The sequence below is a fragment of the Micromonospora inaquosa genome, from assembly GCF_003857055.1.
Classification (GTDB): Bacteria; Actinomycetota; Actinomycetes; order Mycobacteriales; family Micromonosporaceae; genus Micromonospora; species Micromonospora inaquosa.
Genome location: NZ_QGSZ01000153.1, coordinates 51,842 through 72,754 on the forward strand (window position 1 = coordinate 51,842; position 20,913 = coordinate 72,754).

Genomic DNA, 20,913 nt, shown 5'->3' on the forward strand with positions numbered 1-20,913 from the left:
GCGGTGCCTCCCCCTCCGGAGGTGCACAGCAGCGGCGGGGCTGCGCGGCTCCGGACGCCGCCGGCGCGGTGTCCGACGGCGCACCGGCCGGTGCGACCAAGCCCGTACTCATGTTCGCGGGACTCCCGTATCGATTCACTTTCGCTGTCCACCGGCCGGTCCGCGGGCGCGCTGCGGAACGCGCTCGACTCGGTGTGGACTCGCGCCAAGGTACCGAGCGGCGATTCTGGTCGCAAGGTCTGTGGCGAGTACGCGCCATTCGATGCGCTCTCCGGGTGGGAAATCGTAGTCCGTGAGACGCAGTGACCAGAAGTGGCCATCGCTCGACAGTGGCGGCCTGCGGTGCCGTACTCCTGGCGTGAGCTGCGCTGATCGGTGCTTGCCGCACTGTTCCGATCATGAATATATCGACATGGCCCTCGCGGCTGGGCCGTGCTAGCGTCCCCGTGAATCAACTCGATTGATGCACGCAAATCGAATTGGTGACCACACTCCACAGTGCAAGAAACGGGGAATCGGATGAGAATTAAAGCGGGGCTGCTTGCGGTCTGTACGGGTTTGAGTGCGCTGGCCCTGAGTCCGTCCGGCGCGGAGGCGGCCATCGAGCGGCCGGCGGTCGTCACGGTGTCGGCGTCGCCTGCCGCTGACTTGGCGCCGGCCGTGGTGAAGGGGCCCAAGTCGCCGCACTCCTTCCCGACCACGGTCGCCCTCCCGGCGGGCGCAAGCCTCCATCTGGCCCGTTCGGCCGGACCGGATCGGTCGTCCGCAGGCGAGGTGGTGGTCAGGAACGCCGAGGGCGAGGTCGTCGGTGCGTACGACGCCCCCTACGCTCTCGGGGCGAACGGCGAGCTGCTGGCCGCTACCTATCGGATCGAGGGCGGGAGCCTGGTGCGGTCGGTGCCGGTCGCCGACGCCGCCGCCTATCCACTGACCGTCCTCGCGTCCGGCTACAACCCGGTTCGCGTGCCCGCGGCCTCGACCCGGACCGGGCCGTCCGCCGCGGTCACCAAGGTGACCGTCCCGGCGAACTACGTCTACAACCCGTCGCTCGGCAGCCTGCACGACTACTGCACGAGTTCGCCGGATTCCTACCTCGCCGCTGACTTCCGGGGCCCGTGCGCGCGGCACGACATGTGCTATGAGGCGCCCGGCAACAACAAGCTCAACTGTGACAACACGCTGTACCAGCACCTAGGCAACAATTGCACCTTCGCGTATCCTAGCTCGAGCGCCATGCGCAACAGCTGCATCAGCGTGGCCGCGGTGTACTGGGCCGCGGTGACCGCGTTCGGCGACGACAATTAGCCGGACCGGCCGGGGCCCTGGCATCCGGGGCCGCGGCCGACGGACATCCGTGGCGTGATGACATCCGGACGAGAGCGAGGATCTCCCGTGGCTGCGCTGCGCGGAGATCCTCGCCGCGCCCGACCCGACGGGTTGCTTGTTTCCTGCCAGTGATGAGCCGTCTTACGGCCCTGGCGGCGTGATCGGCCCCGGCCAGGGTCGATGCTTGCGGCGCTGGCCAGCAACCGCCACGGACCAGATCGGCGCGACCGTCGCGGCTGCCACCGGCGGGGCCGGACAACTGGGTCGCGGCGGGGCAACGACGGGTCCGGCGGAAGTCAGGATCCGACCGACCGAGCAGTCGAGAGCCGAGGAAGGCACTGCCATGCCAACGATCCACTCCAGCACGCCTGACATCTCGGCCGGCACCGTCCCGGCCGACGGCCGGGTGTTCCGGTCGGTCAACCCCGCTGACCTTTCCGACACCGTCGCCGAGGTGGTCCTGACCGACGTGGACGGACTGCTCGGCGCCTTCCGGGCAGCCAAACTCGCGCAGGGCGCCTGGGCCGCCACACCAGCTCCGGTGCGCGGGCAGGTCATCGCCGCATTCGGCCGCCTGGTCGAGTCGAACGCCGAGCGCCTCGCCGCGCTCGTCACGCGTGAGGTCGGCAAGCCGCTGGCTGAGTCCCGGGGCGAGGTGCAAGAAGTCATCGACACCTGCACCTTCTTCGCGGGGGAGGGGCGACGTTTGTACGGGCAGACGGTGCCCAGCGAGATGCCGAACAAGCAGTTGTTCACCTTTCGGGAGCCGGTCGGCGTCGTCGTGACGGTGACCGCCGGCAACTTCCCGGTGGCGGTGCCGTCCTGGTATCTCGTGCCGGCGTTGCTCTGCGGCAACACGGTGGTGTGGAAGCCGGCCGAGTACTCCGCCGCCTGCGCCGACGCGTTGCTCAGCCTGGCGCGTGCGGCGGGCGTGCCGGCCGGTGTGCTGGAGATCGTGCACGCCGACGGGGCGACCACCTTCGAGGCGCTGTCGCGCGGGCTCGAGTCGGCGCTGGTGGACAAGGTCGGCTTCACCGGCTCGTCGGAGGTCGGCGTCCGGATCGGCGAGCTTTGCGGGCGGCACCTGCAGACGCCGTGCCTCGAACTGGGCGGCAAGAACCCGATGATCGTGGCGGCCGATGCGGACCTCGATCTGGCCGTGCAGGGCGCGCTGTTCTCCGGATTTGGCACAGCGGGACAGCGGTGCACCTCGCTGGGCACGGCCATCGTCCACGAGTCGGTCCACGACGCGTTCGTGGCGCGGCTGGGGCGGGCGGTCGACGCCGCGATCATCGGCGACCCGCGGGCGGACGTCCTCTTCGGCCCGTTGATCTCCGAGGTATTCGCCAGCCGTTTCGAGGACTATCTATCCTGGATCCAGCCGCACCACCGGACGTCCGGCTCGACCGCGACGGGTCGTATCTGCGCGGAGAACCCGCGACGTGGCTTCGTCGGCGATCCGGAGAAGGGTCACTACTATCACCCGGTCGTCGTCACCGGTCTGCGGCCGGACGACGAGCTGTTCCTGCGGGAGACCTTCGGCCCGATCATCGGCGTGACGACGTACCGCGGGCTGGACGAGGCGATCGAGCTGGCGAACCGACCCGGCTACGGGCTGTCCAGCTCGGTCTACACCCATGACCCGGCGACGGTCTTCGGCGTCCGCCGTGGTGTGCGGGCCGGGATGCTGTCGGTCAACAACTCCACCTCGGGCGCCGAGGCGCACCTGCCGTTCGGCGGCAACGGGCGGTCCGGCAACGGCAGCCGACAGTCCGGCATCTGGGTGCTCGACCAGTTCAGCCGATGGCAGGCGGTCAATTGGGACTATTCCGGTGGCCTGCAACGAGCGCAGATCGACACCGGTCGAGTGGCGGCGGATCCAGATTTCCGCCTCGCCTGGTGACCGGTGCGGGAAAAGCTTAATCCTTCGATCTTCGACTGGCGCTTAGTCGCCAGATGAGTTTGGCGGGCTGTGCGACGCATCGTTGGCTGTTAGTGTTTGCGCGGCAGTCGTTCACGGGGGGAATATGTCATGGACAAGGCTCCGCTCACCTGGGCGCAGAAGATGCATTGGTATCTCTACCATTCGACGTTGCCGGGTGGGCGGTGGCGCAATAACGTATTGACCTATTGGGCCGTTCCGGCGGGCGTCGGCGTCAGCGATTGTGTCGAGGCGCTGCACCGCCTGGTCCAGGAACACCAGGCCCTCCGTGCGCGGTACCCGGCGGACGTCGTGACCGGCCCGGTGCAGGTGGTCGAGCCCGACTTCCGGCCCCCGGTCGCCCTCTGTGACGTGTCCGGCGCGGCCGACGAGCGGTCGGCGGTGGAGGCGTTCGTCGGGCAGGTCCTGCGCCAGGAGTTCGACCTCGCCGCCGCCCCGCCGGTCAGCGCTGTGCTCGTCACCGACGGCGAGCAAGTCCGCTGGCTGGCACTGGTCGTCCACCACATCAGCACCGACGGGGCGTCCCGGCAGGTCCTCGCCGCATCATTCGGGCGACACCTCGCCGCGGTCCGTCGAGGCGTCCCGGCGCCCCTGCCGCGGCTGGGCGGCCCGCTGAGCGACGCGGCCCTGCAGCAGTCGGCGGCCGGCCTGCGGCAGAGCGCGGCGTCGCTGCGGCGGTGGACCACGGTGGCAGCGGCGATGCCAGCCACCACACTGCCCGTCGAGCCGGCGTCGGTGGCCGGACCGCTGCCGACGGAGGCCCTGCTCGCGACGCCCGGCGCGGCCGCCTGCGAACGCGTCGCCAAAAGGTCCGGGGTGCCGGTTTCGGCGGTGTTCCTCGGTGCCTACGCCGCCATCGTCGGGCGTTTCCTCGGAATGGCCAGGGTGCCGGTGAACGTATACTCGTCGAACCGGTTCTCGCCGGAAAAAGTGAATGTGGTCGGCTGTCTTTATCAGACCCTTCCGCTAGTGGTGGAGCAGAAAGGCGGTGAGCGACTCCGAGACTTCCTGCAACGAGCGCAGGGCGGCCTTCTGGACAGTTATCGATTCGGCCACCACGATTACGACACATTCACCGACACGCGGGTGCGCCAACAGTTTAGCTGGGGCCGCAATGTGTCGGTGATGCCGTCGTTCAACTTTTCGCCGGTGGGTGCGGCGGGTGACACCTCCGGCGCCATCGTGCCAACGGACTGGTCGGTGCGCGCCATCGAGCACGACCTGGGTGACCCGTTCGAACTCGTGGTGCAGGTCGTCGGCGCCGACGTCCGGTACGCCGTCCGATTCGACGCCGCGCTGATCGAGTCCGGCACGGCGACCGCGCTGGTCTCTGCCATGCACCGTTTCCTCACCATCGCCGCCGAGCACCCGGACTCGTCGGTCGACGAACTCCTCGACCTCGCGGACGTGCCCGTGTCGGAGCGGGACGCGGGCTGGATCGAGCGGGACGGTTCCTGGGTGCACCGGGACGGGATCGTCGCGGCGGCCCGGCGTCACCCCGCGGTCTCCGACGCCGCCGTCCTGGTGGAGCCGAGCGGGGCGCTGACCCTGCACGTCACGGCGGCAGCCGGGCTGACCGCCCATGGTCTGCGCTGCCACCTGACCGAGTTGCTGACCGAGTTGCCCGGCACGGTCGTGCCGGACGCGTTCGTGCTGCGCCCGGCACCGCCGACCGACGGCCGGGAACCCGACGACCGCACGCCCGAGACGCTGCGCTGGGCGGTCTTCGAGTCGGCGCTGCGCCGGGCCCGCCCCGGCTCGTCGTGGACGGCGTCCTCACCCTATCTGCCGCAGGGCGGCCGGACCGCCGACCTGTGGCGGGTGCTCGCCGAACTCACGGCGGAAGGCCTGGTTGGGCTCACGTACACCGACTTCCTGGGGTTCCGCCCCTTGGGAGACCTCGCGGAGGCGGTCGTCGCGCTGCACTCCGGCGATCCAGTGGTCGTTCACGCCGGCTAACCCCCGCACGTCCTGCAGAGACCGCCGGCCCCGCCGCCGTCGGTGCCATCCCGCATGCCCCCGTTGCCCTCGAAAGGTGACCGATGACCCTGTCCACGCAGCTCCGATATCCCCTCGATCAGCGACCGACGCCCGGGACGACGGACCTGCCGGAGGCGGTCCGTGCCGCACGCGGCACCGTCGTGGCCCAGCTGAACGACGTCGGCGCGGTGCGGTTCCGTGGGTTTCCTCCCGGCAGCGCCGAGCGTCTGGACGCCGTGGTGCGGGCGATGGGCGGTGAGCCCCTCGAATATCACGACGCCGCTACCCCGCGCACCGAGATCGGCGGCCGGGTCTACACGTCCACCGACTATCCGCCGGGGGAGGTGATCGAGCAGCACAACGAGGCCTGCTACGGCGCGGACTTTCCGCGCTACCTGTACTTCGGGTGCACGCGGGCGGCCGAGTCGGGCGGGGCCACGCCGCTGGTCGACACCCGCGCTCTAGCGGCCGCGCTCCCCGGCGAGTTGGTCGACAAGCTTCGGCAGACCGGCGTGCGGTACGTGCGTACCTACCACCCGCGGATGGGGCTGCAGTGGCAGCAGGCCTTCGGCACAGAGGACCGGGCAGAGGCGGAGGCGTGGTGCGCGCGCCGAGGGAGCTCGATCGAGTGGCTCCCCGGCGGCGTCCTGCGGACCAGCACGGTGCGGCCCGCCTTGGTGCGGCACCCGGACACCGGCGAGGAGTGTTGGTTCAACCAGGTGGTCGCGTTCCATCCGGCCGCCCTGCCCCGCGATCTGCGGGAGGGCCTGGCCGCGGTGCTGCCCGCCGAGCTGTTCCCCAAGCAGGTGTTGTTCGGAGACGGCACACCGATCCCTGCCGAGACCGTCGACTTGATCCGCGAGATCGAACGGCCGCTCAAGGCGGCCCCAGCGTGGCGGGACGGCGACGTGCTCATCGTCGACAACCTGCTGATGTCGCACGGTCGCGAGGCCTACCGCGGTGATCGCCGCGTACTGGTCGCCATGTCGCATGCCATGACGTGGGACGACGTCGAGGTCGGGGTGACCTCGTGAACCCCGCTACCTACCTCGACCGCCTCGCCAGCCACGGCCGGCGTCGCCCGGACGCCGTCGCCGCCCGCTTCGGCACCGATTCGATCACGTACGCCGAACTCCTGACCCGGGCCCGGACGTTGGCCCTGCGCCTGCAGCACACGGGGGTGCGTCGCGGCGACCCGGTCGGTCTCCGGCTGCCCCGCGGCCTCGATCTGCTCGTCGGGATGTGTGCGATCGGCCGGGCCGGCGGTGTCGTGGTGCCGATGGCCCCCGACGAACCGCCCCGGCGGCTCGCCGCGGTGCTCGCCGACGCGGGCATCACCACCGTCATCGGAGTCGGAGACCGGGACGCGCCGGACGGCGTCACCGTGCTGCGGCCGGGGAGCGTGGACGTGGCGCCGAACGACGCCGCCCTGCCGACCGTGGGCGCGAGCGATGTCGCGTACGTCATCTACACGTCCGGTTCGACCGGAGCTCCCAAGGGCGTCCCGGTCGGCCACGGCAACCTGCTGCGCTATCTCAACTGGTGCGACGCGGTCCTGCTCGAACCGGGCGTGGCGCTGCCGGCCGTCTCGTCCCCGGCCTTCGACGCCTCGCTCAAGCAACTGCTCGGGCCGCTCATCGGCGGCGGGACGGTGTGGCTGGTCGATGACGCCACCGCGGGCGACCCGCGGCGTATCGCCGAGTTGCTCGGCGATGCCGGGCCGAGTGCCCTCAACTGCGTCCCGGCGATGTGGGGCGCGGTCCTCGACGAGTTGGCGGCCGCCGGGCGGCCCCCGGTTCGGCTGCGGCGCCTGATGCTCGGCGGTGAGGCCCTCGATGCCGAACTGCTCCGGCGGACCCGGGCAGCGTTTCCCGCCGTCGACATCTGGAACCTGTACGGGCCGACCGAGGCGACGGCCAACGCGACGGCAACCTTGCTCGACCGCGACGGCGAGGTGCACCTCGGGTCCCCCATCGCAGGCGCCCGGGTCTATGTGCTCGGTCCGGACGGCGCACCGGTCGCCGACGGTGAGGCCGGTGAGCTGTACGTCGGCGGTCCGCAACTCGCGCTCGGTTACCGCGGCGACGCGGCCCGAACCGCCGCGCGGTTCGTCCCCGACCCGTTCACGCCGACGCGGGGCGGGCGGATGTTCCGCACCGGCGACGTCGTGCGGTGCCGTGGCGGCCGGCTGTTCTTCGAAACGCGTAGGGATCGTCTGGTGAAACGCGCTGGCGTCCGGCTGGAGCTAGGCGAGGTCGAGAGCGCGCTGCGGGCCCTCGACGGGGTCGCCGCTGCCGCGGTGGTGACCGTCGGTGAGCCGGCGCGGCTGCTGGCCGCGGTGGTGCCCACCGGCGACCGGGAACTGATCCCGACCGAGGTGCGCCATGCGCTGACCGCTTTCCTGCCCCGCGCGGCGGTGCCGGACCAGGTCGTCGTGCTACCGGCGCTGCCGGTGACCGCGGGCGGCAAGGTGGACGCGGCCGCGCTGCGGGAGTTCACCGCGCCGCTCGACAGCGGGCCGGCCGACGAGGCCGCGGATCCGGTGGAGGCCGTGCTGATCGGCGTGTGGCAGCAGGTCATCGGTGGCAAGCCGGTCGCCTCGAACACCGACTTCTTCGATGTCGGCGGGCATTCGCTGGCCATGCTGCGGATCGTCGGCCGGGTGGCCGAGCTGCTCGACGCGGAACTCACCGTCGACGTCTTCTACGACGCACCCACGGTCGCCGCGCACGCCGATCTCATCCGCGAGCAGCGCGGGCCGACGGCGGTCGCCCGCGCCCGGGACATCCTCGCCCAAGGCGACGAGCCGGCGTCCTGGCGGGCCGCGTGATGGCGGGGCGCGCCGTGTCGTACGCCGAACGCGGGGTGTGGTTCCTGCAGCAGGCGGCGGGAGCGCAGGCGTGCAATCTCGGTACCGCGGTCCGCATCTCGTCCGGGCTGCGACCGGAGCGGCTCTTCGCGGCCCTCGACCTGCTGGCCGACCGGCACGAGGCGATGCGGACCACGTACGGAGTGGAGGGCGGCAGCCTGGTCGCGTCGGCGCGTGCGGAGACCCGGCCGCAGGGGCGGCTCGTCGACGCGGTCGGCTGGTCCACCGAGGAGGTGCTCGCCGCGGTGCGTGCGGCGCACACGGAGCCCTTCGACCTGGCCGGTGGCGCACCCGCCCGGCTGACCGTCTGGGAGCGCGGCGCCGACGGCCACGTGGTGTTCTTCGCGATGCATCACGCCGTCACCGACTGGACCTCGATGGTGCTGTGCGCCTCGGAGCTGTTCGCGCTCTACAGCAACGGGCTGGACCCGGCGGCGCTGCGCCCGCTGACGGCCGGCTACGGCGAGTTCGTCGAGGCCCAGCAGGCCATGCTCAGTGGACCGGCCGCCGACTCGGCCGCCGCGTACTGGGACTCGGTGCTGCCGGCCCGGCGCCCGGCCCGGCCGGTGCCACCCGACCGGGAACGGCCCGGCCGCGCCACCGATCAGAGCATCCTGCCGTTCAGCCTCGACGCCGCCGTGAAACGGGAACTCAACGCCCTCGCGTGGCGGTTGCGGGTCCCGGTCTACCTGATCCTGCTCGGAATGTGGGCGGCGACGCTGCGGCCCGGCCACGCAGCCGAACCGCTCGTGCTGGGCCTGTCCCGGACCCTGCGGCGGCCGGCCTTCGCCACCACGGTCGGCTGCTTTACCAACACGATCCCGGTCGTCGTGGACGCCCCGGCCGACCGGGGCCTGCCGGCGGTCGTGAACGACCTGCGCCGGCAGCTGCAGGAGTCGTTCCAGCACCAGAGCTACCCCAACGAGCTGCTGGCACGCCGCCGGCCGGAGTTCGGTGCCGTGGACGGCCGGCCGCCGATGTTCGACGCCACCTTCAACTACGTCCCGAGCGACGCCGAGAACCTCGGCCCGCTGTTCACCGGCGCCGCCTCCGTGCGGGCCCAGGTCGGCGGCCTGCTGCTGGAGTCGTTTCCTGCGCTGCCCACCGTAGGCATGTGGAGCGACTTCAGCCTGCACCTGACCGAGGCGCCGCAACGGCTCGTCGGCATGGTCGGGTACGACGCCGCGATCTATTCCGAGGCAACCGCCGGCGCGGTGAGCCGCCGCTTCGCCGGCCTCACCAGCCGCCTGGCCGCTGTCGACGCCTGACCACGATCGAGGAGAAGAGATGTTCGACGATCCCACCGCCACGTTCACCGTCGTGCGCAACGACGAGGAGCAGTATTCGATCTGGCCGACCGCGATCGCGGTCCCGGCCGGCTGGACCGAGGTCGGCGTGACGGGCACCAAGGACGAGTGCCTGGCACGGATCGAGGAGCTGTGGACCGACCTTCGTCCCCGTAGCCTCCGCGACGCGCTGGCGGCGGACGGCCGCTGATGCTCCAGCCCCTCCGCCAGCCGGCGTTCCGGCGGCTGTACACCGCCCAGGTGGTCGCGAACCTCGGCGACGGCCTCGACTACCTGGCCATCATCACGATTGTGGTGTTCCAGTGGCACCGTGGGCCGGGTGACATCGCGCTCCTGGCCCTCGCCGGAGCAGCGCCCATGGTGCTCGGCGCGCCGCTCGTCGGGCTGGTGGCCGACTGGTTCCAACCGCGCACGGTCATGGTCGGCGCCAACGCGGTACGGGCGTTGGCCATCGCCGGGATCACCCTCACCGACGACTTCGCCCTGCTCTGTGCGCTAAGCGCGGTAGCCACGTTCTGCGGCGGATTCTTCAACACGGCCGAGCAGCGGTTCATCCGCTACCGGGTCACCGACGACATGCTGCTGCGCACCAACTCACTGCGCAGCGTCACCGAGCGAATGCTGACCGGGCTGGCCGGGCCGGGCATCGCGGCCATCCTGATCGGGCTGTTCAACGCCCGGGTCACGCTGCTTGTCTGCGCAGCCCTGTTCCTCGCCTCGGCGGTGCTCGTCGGGATCGTCGGCGCCATCCCGGCGGACGCGAACGCGGCCGCCGACCGGCCCGACCCGTACCGGAAGCGGATCGCGGCGGCGTTCGAGGTGGTGTGGGCCAACCGACCGCTGCGGCTGACCGTCGGCGCGATCGCCGTCGCGTTCCTGTTCTCCACCATGTTCGAGATCATGGTGCCGATCTGGTACCGGGAGATGGGTGCCGGGCCCGGCTTCACCGGCACGGCCATGGTGTGCATGGGCGTCGGCGGCGGACTGGGCGCCTGGCTGCTGTCCGCCATCGGTGACCGGTTCAACCTGCTGCTGGTGATGGCGGCCTCAGCCGTCACGGTCGGCTCGCTGGTCGGCGCAATGGGCTTCGCCGGCTTCGCTGGGCTCGACTCGGTCGTCGGGGTCTGGCTGGTGGTCGTCGCGATCATCGGGGCCGGCGCCGCCGCGGCCACGATCGCTTACGGGACGCTCGTGCAACGTCTCACCCCGGCGCACCTGATGGGCCGGGTCGGCGCGCTCACCGGTGCTGCGGTAACCGTGCCCGTCGTGATCGGTCCCGCCATCGCCCCGATCCTGGCGCCGTTCCTCGGCATCCACGGGATCTTTCTGGTGTCCGGCAGCGGCATCCTCGTGGTCGGTGCGGTCCTCCTGCTACGCGGGCCCGCGTACCGCGCCCAGGTGTTGCCGAAGGCAGCGCCGGAGCAACCGGAGCCGATCGGCGTCGAGCCGGCGGACCTGGCGCCGGTGCCGGCACCGACCGGCCCGGCGCCGGCCGTCCCCACCCGGACGGGGCACCGATGACCGGCCCGGTCTGGGACCTCCTGCGGGCACGGGCCGAAGCCCGGCCCGGCGCGGTGGCCGTCCGGGCGGACGGCCGGGACATCTCCTACGCGACGCTGGTGGAGCGGGCCGAGGACCTGGCCCGCGGCCTCGGGACGGTGACCGGGGTGCACCGGGAGCGGTCGGTGGAATTCGTCGTCGCGCTGCTCGCGGCGATGCGCGCCGGCTGCTACGTGCCCCTGGACCCGACGCTGGCCGCGGCCCGCCGCGAGCAGCTCATCCGGCAGACCGGTGTGACGCGGGTGCTGACCGGCGACGAGGCCGCCCCGCCCGCTGGCGCGCGCCCCATCCGGGTGCACCCGGATGAGGCGGCCTACGTGCTGCACACCTCCGGTTCCACAGGCGTTCCCAAGGGCGTCGTGGTCTCGCACGCGGCGCTGGCCGGTCACCTGCTCGCCTTCGGTGCCCGGGTGGGTCTCACCGTCGGCGACCGGACGCTGCTATTCGCGCAGCCCAGCGCCGACGTGCATGTGGAGCAGGTGCTCGCGCCCCTGGTGCACGGCGCCACGCTGGTGCTGCACCCGGCGGGCCTACCGGAGGTGCCCGCCGACTTCCTGCGCCTGCTCGACGCCGAGGAGGTCACCGTCGCCAACGTGCCCGCCGGCTACTGGCGGTTGCTGGCCGGCGAGACCGACCCCACCCCGCCGCGCCGGCTACGGACCCTGATCGTCGGCAGCGACGTGATGCCGGCCGAGGCGGCCCGCCGCTGGCTGAACGGCCCGCTACGGACGGTGGCGCTGCTCAACGCGTACGGCCCCACCGAGACGGTGATCACCACCAGCCTGTGCGCCGTCGACTCGGCGGCGCTCGCCGCCACGTCCGCATCGGTGCCGCTCGGCACGCCGCTGGCCGGTCGCTCGTGGCACGTGCTCGGCCCCGACCTGCGGCCGGTCGATCCGGGCGAGGTCGGCGAGATCCATATCGGCGGCACGATGGCGCGGGGTTACCTCGACGACCCGAGGCGGACGGCCGCCGTCTTCGTTCCGAACCCGTTCGAGCCGGGCGCCCGCCTCTACCGGACGGGCGACCGCGCCAGGCTACACGCCGACGGTGCGGTGGAGTTCCTCGGGCGCGCCGACCGACAGGTGAAGATCCGCGGCTTCCGCGTGGAGCTCGGCGCAATCGAGGCGGAGGCGACCGGGCACCCCGACGTCGCCGACTGCGCGGCGGTCGCGGTCGAGGATCGGGCGGGGGAGCGCCGCATCGCGCTGCTGGCCGTCCTCACCGGCCCGGCCAGCGACCTGCCGGACGCCTTGCGGGCCGCCCTGCCGCCCGCGGCCGTGCCGCAGCGTATCCACCCGGTCGACGCGCTGCCGCTCACCGCCGCCGGCAAGATCGACCATGCCGCCTGCCAGGAACTCGCCGTCGCCACCGGCGCGCTGGTCACCAACGGGCCGCCCGCCGATCCTGAGGACAGCCTGGAGACCGCGCTGCTCACCCAGTGGCGGGAGGCGCTGCACCCGGCGGTCGGCCCGGACGACGACTTCATCACCGTCGGCGGCGACTCGATGACCAGCCTTACCCTTGCCTTGCAGGCACGCGGGCTCGGCGTCACCGTCCGTCCCCGGGACATCCTCGAGGCCGGCAGCGTCCGTGCCCTGGCTCGCCGGATCCGACAGGCCGGGGCCGACGCGCCGGTGCCCCCGGCCGCCGGGCGTCACCCTGCGTCACCCTCTCTCGCCGACGCCGACCTGACCCCGGCGGTGCACTGGCTGGTCGATCGGCTCGGCGAGGTGCCCGCCGCGTGGGGCCAGTACGTTCTCGTCGAGCTCGTCGCGGACGTCGACATCGACGCGTTGCGCCGCTCGGTCGAGGCGCTGCCGCACCTGTTTCCCGCGCTGCGGGCCGCCTACCGGCAAACCGACGGCGGGTGGCGGTCGTCACCGGCGACCGTCGCCGGCGGCTGTTGGGCGATCGAGTCCGTGCCGGGATGGGACGACGCGACGCTGGCGGCGGTCCGGGAACGGGCGACCGCCCAGCTGGACCCGTCTACGGGCCGTCAGCTGCGCGCCACCCTCCTGGTCGGCCGCGACGGCGGCCGACGGCTGCTGCTGCTCGCGCACCACGCGGCGGTCGACGTGGTCAGCTGGCGGCTGTTGATGAACAAGCTGGATGCCACCTATCACCTGGTGCGCAGCGGGTGGAGCTCACCCTCCGTCGCGTCCGAGCCGGACGTGGCCGACTGGGTTCGTGACCTGCACGCCGGGGTCGCCGCCGGCGCATACGACGACCAGCGGGACCACTGGGCACGAGTCGTCGCCGGAATCGCCGCCGACGCCGCTCGGGAGGACGGCGGTACGGAGGGCGAGGCGCGCACCGTGACGGCGACCGTGCCGCTGATCGGCACCAGCGATCTCGCCGACGTGGTGCTCGCCGCCGCGCTCACCGCCTGGCAACGCTGGACCGGACGGACGCGCTGCGTCGTCGAGTTGGAAAGCCCCGGCCGGGACGCGGCAGCCGGCCCCGCCGGCTACGACGTCGTCGGCTGGCTGACCGCGATGTTCCCGTTGCCGGTCGATCTCGGCGGGGGACCGGAGAAGAACCTCGCCGCGATCCGGTCGGCGGTCGGCGCAGTGCCGGGCGACGGCAGCGGCTACGGCGTGCTGCGCTACCTGCACCCCGACCGGGGTGTCCGCGACAGCCTGCGGCTGCCGACGACACCGGACGTATCCGCGAACTTCCGCGGGCGCACCTCAGCGGAACGCACGGCGCTGATCGCGGCCGGCTCGGCGGTGCAGGCCGGCCCGGCCCGCGGCGGCCACCTGCGGCGGCCCTGCCCGGTGGTGGTCGACGGCTGGGTCGACGGCGACGCGCTGACGGTGGCGGTGGAACTCGACGGCCGCACCGTCGACGACGCCGCTGCGGGGCTTCTGCAGCGCGAGCTCGACGATGCCCTGCGTGCTCTGCTCGCGCCCGGGACAACGGAGCTGCCGCTCACCCCGGCGCAGGAGGGCATCCTGTTCCACGCCGTGCAGTCCACCGTCCCGGACGCCTACCTGGGCCAGCTGGCGGTGGAGCTGACCGGCGAGTTCGATCCGGACGCCTTCGTGGCGGCTTGGCGGGCCGCTGCGCAGGCCACCCCGCCGGCCCGCACCTCGTTCGCCTGGCGGCGGCAACTGCTGCCGTCGCAGCTGATCGCACCGTCGGTGGAGCTGCCGGTGCGGCTCCTCGATTGGCGGGACCGGTCCGGGACCGTGGCGGAGCTGGCGGTGGAGCTGACCGCCGAGGAACGGGGGACGCCGTTCGATCTGGAGACCGGGCCCCTGCTGCGGGTGGCCCTGGCCGCCCTGCCGAACGGCCGGCACCTCACCGTCGTGACGCACCACCACCTGGTCTTCGACGGCTGGTCGATGAACCTGCTCGTGGCTGATGTCCTCACCGCGTACGCCCGGGTCCGCGCCGGGCGATCGGCGGCCCTGCCGCCACGGGTGGCCGCCGCCGAGCTGGTGTCCCGCGCGCCCGCCCATGGGCCGGACGACTTCTGGGCCCGCCATCTGACCGGGGCGCGATCGACTCGCCTGATCAACTATGGGCGGCGCCGGTCCGGCGTGCACCGGGAGACGACCGTGCGGCTGTCCCGGGCCGACTGGGACCGCATCCGCAGCTGCGCGCGGCGCCGCCGGCTGGCACCCGCGACGCTTGTCCACGTCGCCTGGGCGGCCACCTTGCGCGACCGGCTCGGCCAGGACGACGTCACCTTCGGCGCGGTGCTCTCCGGGCGCGACGCGGGGATCCCGGGCATCGAGGGGGCCAGCGGCATGCTGATCAACACACTGCCGCTCCGAGTGCGCTTCGGCGCCAGTGTGGACCCGGCCGTCGCGACCGCGGCCGACCTGCTGGCGCTGCAGGAACGCTCGGGCGCGTCCCTGGTCGAGGTGCGCCGCCTGGCCGGTGCCACCCCCCGCGACGTGCTCTTCGACCACCTGCTCGACTTCGGCACCAGCCGGACCATGGTGGCCGTCCCGGCGGGCGGTGTCGCGGGCCTGCACCTGCGGCCGCTGCATGGGTTCGAGCGCACCAACTACGGCGTCACGGTCACCGCAGTGGCTGCCGTCGACCTGGAGCTGAGCCTCAACCACGACGACGGTCTGCTGACCGTGCCGGAGGCCGAGGACCTGCTCGCGCACTTCACCCTGGCGATCCGTGCGGTCGCCGGCGCAGAAGCACCGGAAGGGGATGGGTAATGGACCGTCGACTGCTGACCGACCTGATCGTCGGCCCGTCGGACAGGCCAGCGGTGAGTCACGCCGGGCGGCGCCTGACCTACCGGGAGATGCACGCTGCGGCCGACCGGGTCGCCGCGGAGCTGAGCCGGTTCGCCACCGGGCCGGACACTCCAGTCGGCGTCTGCCTGGCCGACCCACTGCAACTGGTGCCGGCGGTGCTCGGCGTGCTGCGTGCGGGCAGCGCATACCTGCCGTTCGGCGCGGACTGGCCGGTCCGACGCATCGCCGGCGCGGCCGAGCGCATCGGCTTGCCGCTGGTGGTGTCCGCCGGCGCCACCGCCGTGCGTCTGCGCGAGGCCGGCGTCCCGGTCGTCGACTTGGACGGGCCGCCGGCGGCGGCCGCGCCGCCCACGGCGCGCCCGCACGACGGCTCCCTGGCCTACCTCATCCTCACCTCTGGGTCGACCGGGCAGCCCAAGGCGGTCGCCGTCGACCATGCCGCCGCGGTGGCGTCAACCCTGGCGCGGCGCAGCGTCTACCCGGGGCGCGTGGGCGGCTTTCTCTGGCACTCGCCGGCCGCGTTCGACAGCTCGGTGGCCGGTCTGTTCTGGACGCTCGCCGACGGCGGCACCCTCGTGGTGCCGGACGACGACGCCCGCACGGACCCGCGGCGGCTGATCGAGCTGATCCGAACCGAGCGGGTGACCCACCTGCTGGCCCTGCCCCGGGTGTGGCGGGGTGTGCTCGCCCTCGCCGAGCCGGCCGATCTCGCCGGGCTGGCAATCGTGGCGGTCGCCGGTGAGGCGGTGCCCGCCGGCCTCGCCGCGGAACACGCCGAACGCTGTCCGGCGCCGCTGTTCAACGAGTACGGGCCGGCCGAGGGTGCCGTGTGGGCCACGGTGGGAAGGGTAGACCCGGCCGGCGACGGGGCGGACATCCCGATCGGCGCGGCCCGCCCCGGCATGACCGTCACCGTCCGGCACGACGACCTGCGTCCCTGCGCGCCGGGGGAGACCGGGGAGATTTGGCTGTCCGGCCCCGGCCTGGCCCGCGGGTACGTCGCCGCCCCGGGGCTCACCGCCGACCGGTTCCTGCCCGACCCGGGCGGGGACAGGCGGGCCTACCGCACCGGCGACCTTGCCGAACTCCGGCCGGACGGCGCACTACTGTTCCGCGGCCGCCGCGACGACCAGGTCAAGGTCTCCGGCATCCGGGTGGAACCGGCCGAGGTCGAGCGCGTGCTGCTCGCCGTGGCGGGTGTCGTCGAGGCGGCCGTCGTGGGCCAGACCGCGGCGCAGGGCCGCACGGTCCTGGCCGCGTTCGTGGTCCTCGCCGACGGGCAGACCGGCGCCGCGGTACGCGAGGCGGCGGCCGCGCAGCTCCCGGCGGCCCTGGTGCCGGCCCTGTTCAGCGTCGTGCCGAGCCTGCCGCGCAACAGCAACGGCAAGGTGAATCGCCGGGCGCTGGCCGGGACGCGCGAGGAGCCGGAGGTGACCGGGCAACCGGACGACATCGACCCCGTCCGGCAGCGCATCCTCCAGGTCTGGCGGGAGGTGCTGCGTGACCCAACGCTGACCGCGGAGACCGATCTCTTCGCTGCCGGCGGCGACTCGATCACCGCAGTGATGATCTGCGGGCAGCTGGGTGAGGCGGGCCTGACCGTGACACCGCTGGACGTCTACGAGGCCCGCACGCCGGCCACCCTGGCGACCCTGCTTGCCGACCGCGCGCCCACTGCCCCGGCGGCCGTGGACTCGGCGGGCGGCCCGGCCGGCGACGGCGTCGGCCGGACCGGTGACAGGCTGCCCCTCACTCCGATCCAGCAGTGGTTCGTCGACGTTCAACCGGTGGCCCGCGACCACTGGAACCTCTCGGTCGGCGCGACCGTCAGCGGCACCGACCACGCCGCGGTCCGTCGCGCCCTGACCGAGGTGCTGGACCGGCATCCGATGCTGACCGCGCGGATCGACGAGGGGGAGCTGCACCTGGACGGCGGCAGCGTGCCGGTGTCGTTGGAGTTCGTGGCCGACCTGCACGACGAACAGACCGACGAGTTGATCGCCGAGTGGCAGCGCAGCCTCTCGCTGACTAGCGGCCCGGTGACTCGGCTCGTCTGGTTCGAAGCCGACGACCCGGCCCGGGCCCGGTTCGTCCTCGTCTGCCACCACGCGGTGTTCGACGCGGTGTCGCTGCGCGTGCTGCTCGCCGAACTCGCCGCTGTGCTTGCTGGACGGGTACCGGCCGCGCCGGCATCCTGGCCGGCCTGGGTGGCTCACCACGTCGGCGAAACCGCCGCCGGAGCGTACGACCGGGAGTTGCCGTACTGGCTCGCCACCGCCCGGGTGGCCGGCGCGTCCCTCGACGGGGTGCGACCGGGCTCCGAGGGCGACGCCCGCCGGGTGACCCACCGGGTCGACGGTTCCCCCGTGGAGGCGTTCACCCAGGCCATCGGCCGGCATCCCGACCTCGCCGACCGGCTGCTGCTCGCTGCCGTGCTGCGCGCTTTCCGGGAAACCTTCCCGGCAATGGAGACGCTGGGCATCGACGTGGAGCGACACGGCCGGTCCGAGGGCACCCCGGGATCGGGTGCGGTCGGCTGGTTCACCAGCTTCCACCCCGTGGCCGTGCCGCTGCCGGCGGCGGACGACGCGGCTGGCGCGCTCGCGGCGGTGCGGCAGGCCCTGGACGGGGTGCCAGGCACCGGTCTCGGGTTCCTGGCGCTGGCCTACGGCCGCCCCGCCCTGCCGGGCACCGCCGAGTTGCGCAAGCTTCCCGCGCCGCTGCTGCGGTTCAACTACCTCGGCCGGCTGGAGCAGCGGCTGTCCGTCGGCGCGACGGTCCTCGACGTGGACCTCGACCTGCCCGATCAGCGCGACCCGGCAGCGTCGCGCCGCAACGTGTTCGAACTCGACTGCGTGCTGGTGGAGGACGAGCTCGTCTTCCGGTGGGCGGCCCCCCGCGAGGTACCCCCGGCCACCCTGCGGCGCCTGGTCGAGGCCGCCGCACACCATCTGATCTGACCGCCCGCGAGGAGGCGTCCATGCCTGACGAATCGCACGACATGGTCCCGCTCACACCGGAACAACGCGCCATCCTGTTCGAGTCCCTGAACGACGGCATGGCGACATACGCCCTGCAGGTGCGCTGCCGCGTGCGGCCTTTCCGCCCAGACCTCTTCCAGCAGGCGTGGGCGCGGACCGTCGCGCGCCACGAGATGCTGCGGGTCCGCTTCCGGTGGACCGGGGTGCCCGTGCCGTCGCAGGAATTCCCCGCCAGCACACCGGTCCACGTGCCGATGGTGTCGGTGCGCGGCGGTGACCCGGACCGGTTCCGGGCGGTGGCGATGCGACTGTTCGACGAGCAGTTTGCGCGTGAGATGGACCTGGAGGGCGATCGCACGGTGGTGCCGTACGCGGTGCACGACGGCGAGTCCGCCTACTTCTGCTGGACCTCGCACCACCTTGTGATGGACGGCACGTCTAGTCGGATCCTGCTGCGCGATCTGACCGAGGAGTACGACCACCTCCTTACCGGGGAGACCGGGACGGTGCGGGCACCGGCCGGCTCGTTCGCCGCCTACGTGCGCTGGCGGCAGGAGAACCTCGCCGTGTCGCCGCCCGCCGAGCCGATGCCGGACCGGTCGGGTGTGCTGGTCCGCGCTCTGGGCGGAACCCGCGCGCCGAGCGAGCAGCGGCGGGTCGCCCGGCCATTCGCCCCCGACCTGATGGACCGGGTCCAGTCGATGGCCCGCCGGACCGGAGTGACGGTCGCCACCGTCGTGCACGCGGCCTGGGCGCTGACCGTCCAGCGGTGCACGGGTGAGGACCCGGCCCGGTTCGGGGTGGTCGGTTACGGCCGACCGCACCAGGTGCCCTGCTCGGCCGAGACCATCGGCATGTTCGTTGCCACCAGCCCGATCATGGTGCCGGCGCCGGCCGGGCAGCCGCTCGGCCAGTGGTTGGAGCGGCTACAGACCGGCCTGGTACGCACCTGGGCTACGGAGAAGCGGCGGGCGTTGGACGCCGATTCCATCCTCGTCGTCTCGCATTTCCCGCCGATCCAGCAGTTCACCGGCGCTCGCAGCGGCTGCCAGATCGAGTTCCTCGACGTGGTCGATCACGCGCCGCAGCCGATCGTGGCGGCCGCCATGATCGGCGAACCCGCGCTGCTGCTGCTCCACGTCAATGGGGTCCGCCTGCCGGCCAGCCGCGCCGAGGCCCTCGCCGACGATTTCCTCCGCCACTTAGACGTGCTGACCCGGTCGGATCCGGCACGCCCCGTCGACTCGCCCACTGTCTCGACTTCGGAAGGACCGACAACCTATGCGACAGCGTGAACTGTCCCCGGTCGAGGCGGCGCTGTGGACGGAGTGCCAGTCGGCGGGCGGCGCGGAGGCGTACGTCATTCCCTACGTCCTGCGCCTGCGCGGCGAGGTCGACGCGGACGCGTTGCACGCGGCGTTACGTCACGTCGTCGCCCGCCATGAGGTGTTGCGGACCGGCTACGGATGGCGGGACGGTCTGCCCACGGCCACCGTCCACGACCACGTGGATGTGCCGTTCACGGCGAACGACCTCCGCGGCGGCGCGGCGCCGAAGGCGGACCTGGACGCGCGGATCCGGGCGGCCAGCGCCGGTGGGTTCGACTTCCACCGCCCGCCGCTGCTGCGGGCCACGCTTCTGCTGCTCGACGACGGCGCGGTGTTCTGCCTCGTCCTGCACCACCTGGTCACCGACGGCCGCTCGCGCGAGGTGCTCGCCGGCGATCTGCTGGCCGCGTACGCGTCGGGGCAGGCGCCCGCCGGCCCACCCGACACCCGGTACGCCGAGTGGAGTGCGGAGCAGCTGCGCGACCTGGGCGCCGACCGCCTGGCTGAGCACCGCGACGTCTGGCGCGAGCGCCTGGCAGTCGCTCAACGCACCCCGGATCGACTGGTCACCCGGCCCGGCACCCACAGCTATCGCGGTGCGCGCGTGGTCCGGGAACTTGTCGGCGCCGACTTGGCCGCGGTGCGCCGGTTGGCCGCCACGCGGCGGACCACGGTCGCTGCGGTGCTCGCGGCCGGCTGGTCCGTGGCGCTTGCCCGCTTCGGTGACGGGCGTCACGCGGGCTTCGCCATGGCGTCCGCGAACCGTCCTACGCGCTACATCGACGTGGTGGGCTCGTTCGCGGCCGTGGTGCCGGTGGCGGTCGAGGTCGACCCGCAGGCGGAGTTCGGTGCCGTGCTGGCCGAGGTGACCGGCACCCTGCGCGACGCGATGAGCCGCCCCGCGCTTCCCCTGCACCTGCTGGCCGGTGACGACCGGCCCCGCCGGGGCTTCGACACGATGTTCGTGCACACCACCGTCCCCGACACGGTTCGTCTGCCCGGCCTGACGATCACGCCGATGCCGGTGGCCGGGCAGACCGCGAAAGGCGCCCTGCTGCTCAGCGTCACCGAGGCGCCGGAGCGGATCGAGCTGATGATTGAGTACGCCGCCAACCGGGTCGCGGCGGAGACCGCGGACAGCCTGCTGGACACCGTCCGCGCGGTACTGACCGAGGCCACGGCCGCCACACGCGTGATCGACCTGGCCCCGCGGCCGGTCGAGGCCTGGTCGGTCGCGGAGCCGGTGGACGTCGTGGACGTCGTATCGGCGGTGCGGAGCTGGGTGCAACGGTCGCCGGATGCGACGGCGGTGGTCGCGGGGGACGTGCGGTGGACGTACGCGGAGCTGTGGCGGCGTTCGGGCGTGGTGGCCGCGCGGTTGGCCGGGGACGGCC

At 72.8% G+C, this 20,913-nt stretch carries 12 protein-coding genes; all 12 read left to right on the forward strand.

What is annotated here, in order from left to right:
• Positions 1 to 498 precede the first annotated feature (498 nt).
• Positions 499 to 1,305, forward strand: a complete 807-nt coding sequence (locus tag DLJ59_RS07120; protein ID WP_124771706.1) for a phospholipase A2 — start codon at positions 499 to 501, stop codon at positions 1,303 to 1,305.
• Between the two features lie 364 nt (positions 1,306 to 1,669).
• Entirely contained in the window at positions 1,670 to 3,229 is a 1,560-nt protein-coding gene (locus DLJ59_RS07125; protein WP_124771707.1) for an aldehyde dehydrogenase family protein, read from the forward strand.
• Positions 3,230 to 3,358: 129 nt separating this feature from the next.
• Positions 3,359 to 5,227, forward strand: a complete 1,869-nt coding sequence (locus DLJ59_RS07130) for a condensation domain-containing protein (RefSeq protein WP_124771708.1) — start codon at positions 3,359 to 3,361, stop codon at positions 5,225 to 5,227.
• A gap of 83 nt (positions 5,228 to 5,310) precedes the next feature.
• Positions 5,311 to 6,282: a TauD/TfdA family dioxygenase gene (locus DLJ59_RS07135; RefSeq protein ID WP_124771709.1), complete on the forward strand. Its 972-nt coding sequence runs from the start codon at positions 5,311 to 5,313 to the stop codon at positions 6,280 to 6,282.
• Complete coding sequence (locus tag DLJ59_RS07140) at positions 6,279 to 8,078, forward strand: non-ribosomal peptide synthetase (RefSeq protein WP_158630799.1); 1,800 nt, start codon at positions 6,279 to 6,281, stop codon at positions 8,076 to 8,078. The genes DLJ59_RS07135 and DLJ59_RS07140 overlap by 4 nt, the downstream gene beginning before the upstream one ends.
• Positions 8,078 to 9,385, forward strand: a complete 1,308-nt coding sequence (locus DLJ59_RS07145) for a condensation domain-containing protein (RefSeq protein ID WP_124771711.1) — start codon at positions 8,078 to 8,080, stop codon at positions 9,383 to 9,385. Before DLJ59_RS07140 ends, DLJ59_RS07145 begins: the two co-directional genes overlap by 1 nt.
• 19 nt (positions 9,386 to 9,404) lie before the next feature.
• Positions 9,405 to 9,614: an MbtH family protein gene (locus DLJ59_RS07150; RefSeq protein WP_124771712.1), complete on the forward strand. Its 210-nt coding sequence runs from the start codon at positions 9,405 to 9,407 to the stop codon at positions 9,612 to 9,614.
• Positions 9,614 to 10,945, forward strand: a complete 1,332-nt coding sequence (locus DLJ59_RS07155; RefSeq protein WP_124771713.1) for an MFS transporter — start codon at positions 9,614 to 9,616, stop codon at positions 10,943 to 10,945. Before DLJ59_RS07150 ends, DLJ59_RS07155 begins: the two co-directional genes overlap by 1 nt.
• A complete protein-coding gene (locus tag DLJ59_RS07160; RefSeq protein WP_124771714.1) occupies positions 10,942 to 15,168 on the forward strand; it encodes a condensation domain-containing protein in 4,227 nt (1,408 codons plus the stop codon). The genes DLJ59_RS07155 and DLJ59_RS07160 overlap by 4 nt, the downstream gene beginning before the upstream one ends.
• Positions 15,168 to 18,170, forward strand: coding sequence for a non-ribosomal peptide synthetase (locus DLJ59_RS07165; RefSeq protein WP_124771715.1), 3,003 nt, complete (start codon positions 15,168 to 15,170; stop codon positions 18,168 to 18,170). Before DLJ59_RS07160 ends, DLJ59_RS07165 begins: the two co-directional genes overlap by 1 nt.
• 20 nt (positions 18,171 to 18,190) lie before the next feature.
• Complete coding sequence (locus tag DLJ59_RS07170) at positions 18,191 to 19,486, forward strand: condensation domain-containing protein (protein ID WP_124771716.1); 1,296 nt, start codon at positions 18,191 to 18,193, stop codon at positions 19,484 to 19,486.
• A partial coding sequence (locus DLJ59_RS07175) for a condensation domain-containing protein (RefSeq protein WP_208648581.1) occupies positions 19,473 to 20,913 on the forward strand: 1,441 nt, incomplete at its 3' end. The genes DLJ59_RS07170 and DLJ59_RS07175, both read left to right, overlap by 14 nt.

What these genes read in the sequence shown, in the direction of transcription:
- DLJ59_RS07135 (WP_124771709.1), top strand. Translation starts at nt 5,311, where the DNA reads ATGACCCTGTCCACGCAGCTCCGATATCCCCTCGATCAGCGACCGACG.
- DLJ59_RS07150 (WP_124771712.1), top strand. Translation starts at nt 9,405, where the DNA reads ATGTTCGACGATCCCACCGCCACGTTCACCGTCGTGCGCAACGACGAG.
- DLJ59_RS07160 (WP_124771714.1), top strand. Translation starts at nt 10,942, where the DNA reads ATGACCGGCCCGGTCTGGGACCTCCTGCGGGCACGGGCCGAAGCCCGG.
- DLJ59_RS07125 (WP_124771707.1), top strand. Translation starts at nt 1,670, where the DNA reads ATGCCAACGATCCACTCCAGCACGCCTGACATCTCGGCCGGCACCGTC.
- DLJ59_RS07165 (WP_124771715.1), top strand. Translation starts at nt 15,168, where the DNA reads ATGGACCGTCGACTGCTGACCGACCTGATCGTCGGCCCGTCGGACAGG.
- DLJ59_RS07155 (WP_124771713.1), top strand. Translation starts at nt 9,614, where the DNA reads ATGCTCCAGCCCCTCCGCCAGCCGGCGTTCCGGCGGCTGTACACCGCC.
- DLJ59_RS07170 (WP_124771716.1), top strand. Translation starts at nt 18,191, where the DNA reads ATGCCTGACGAATCGCACGACATGGTCCCGCTCACACCGGAACAACGC.
- DLJ59_RS07130 (WP_124771708.1), top strand. Translation starts at nt 3,359, where the DNA reads ATGGACAAGGCTCCGCTCACCTGGGCGCAGAAGATGCATTGGTATCTC.
- DLJ59_RS07145 (WP_124771711.1), top strand. Translation starts at nt 8,078, where the DNA reads ATGGCGGGGCGCGCCGTGTCGTACGCCGAACGCGGGGTGTGGTTCCTG.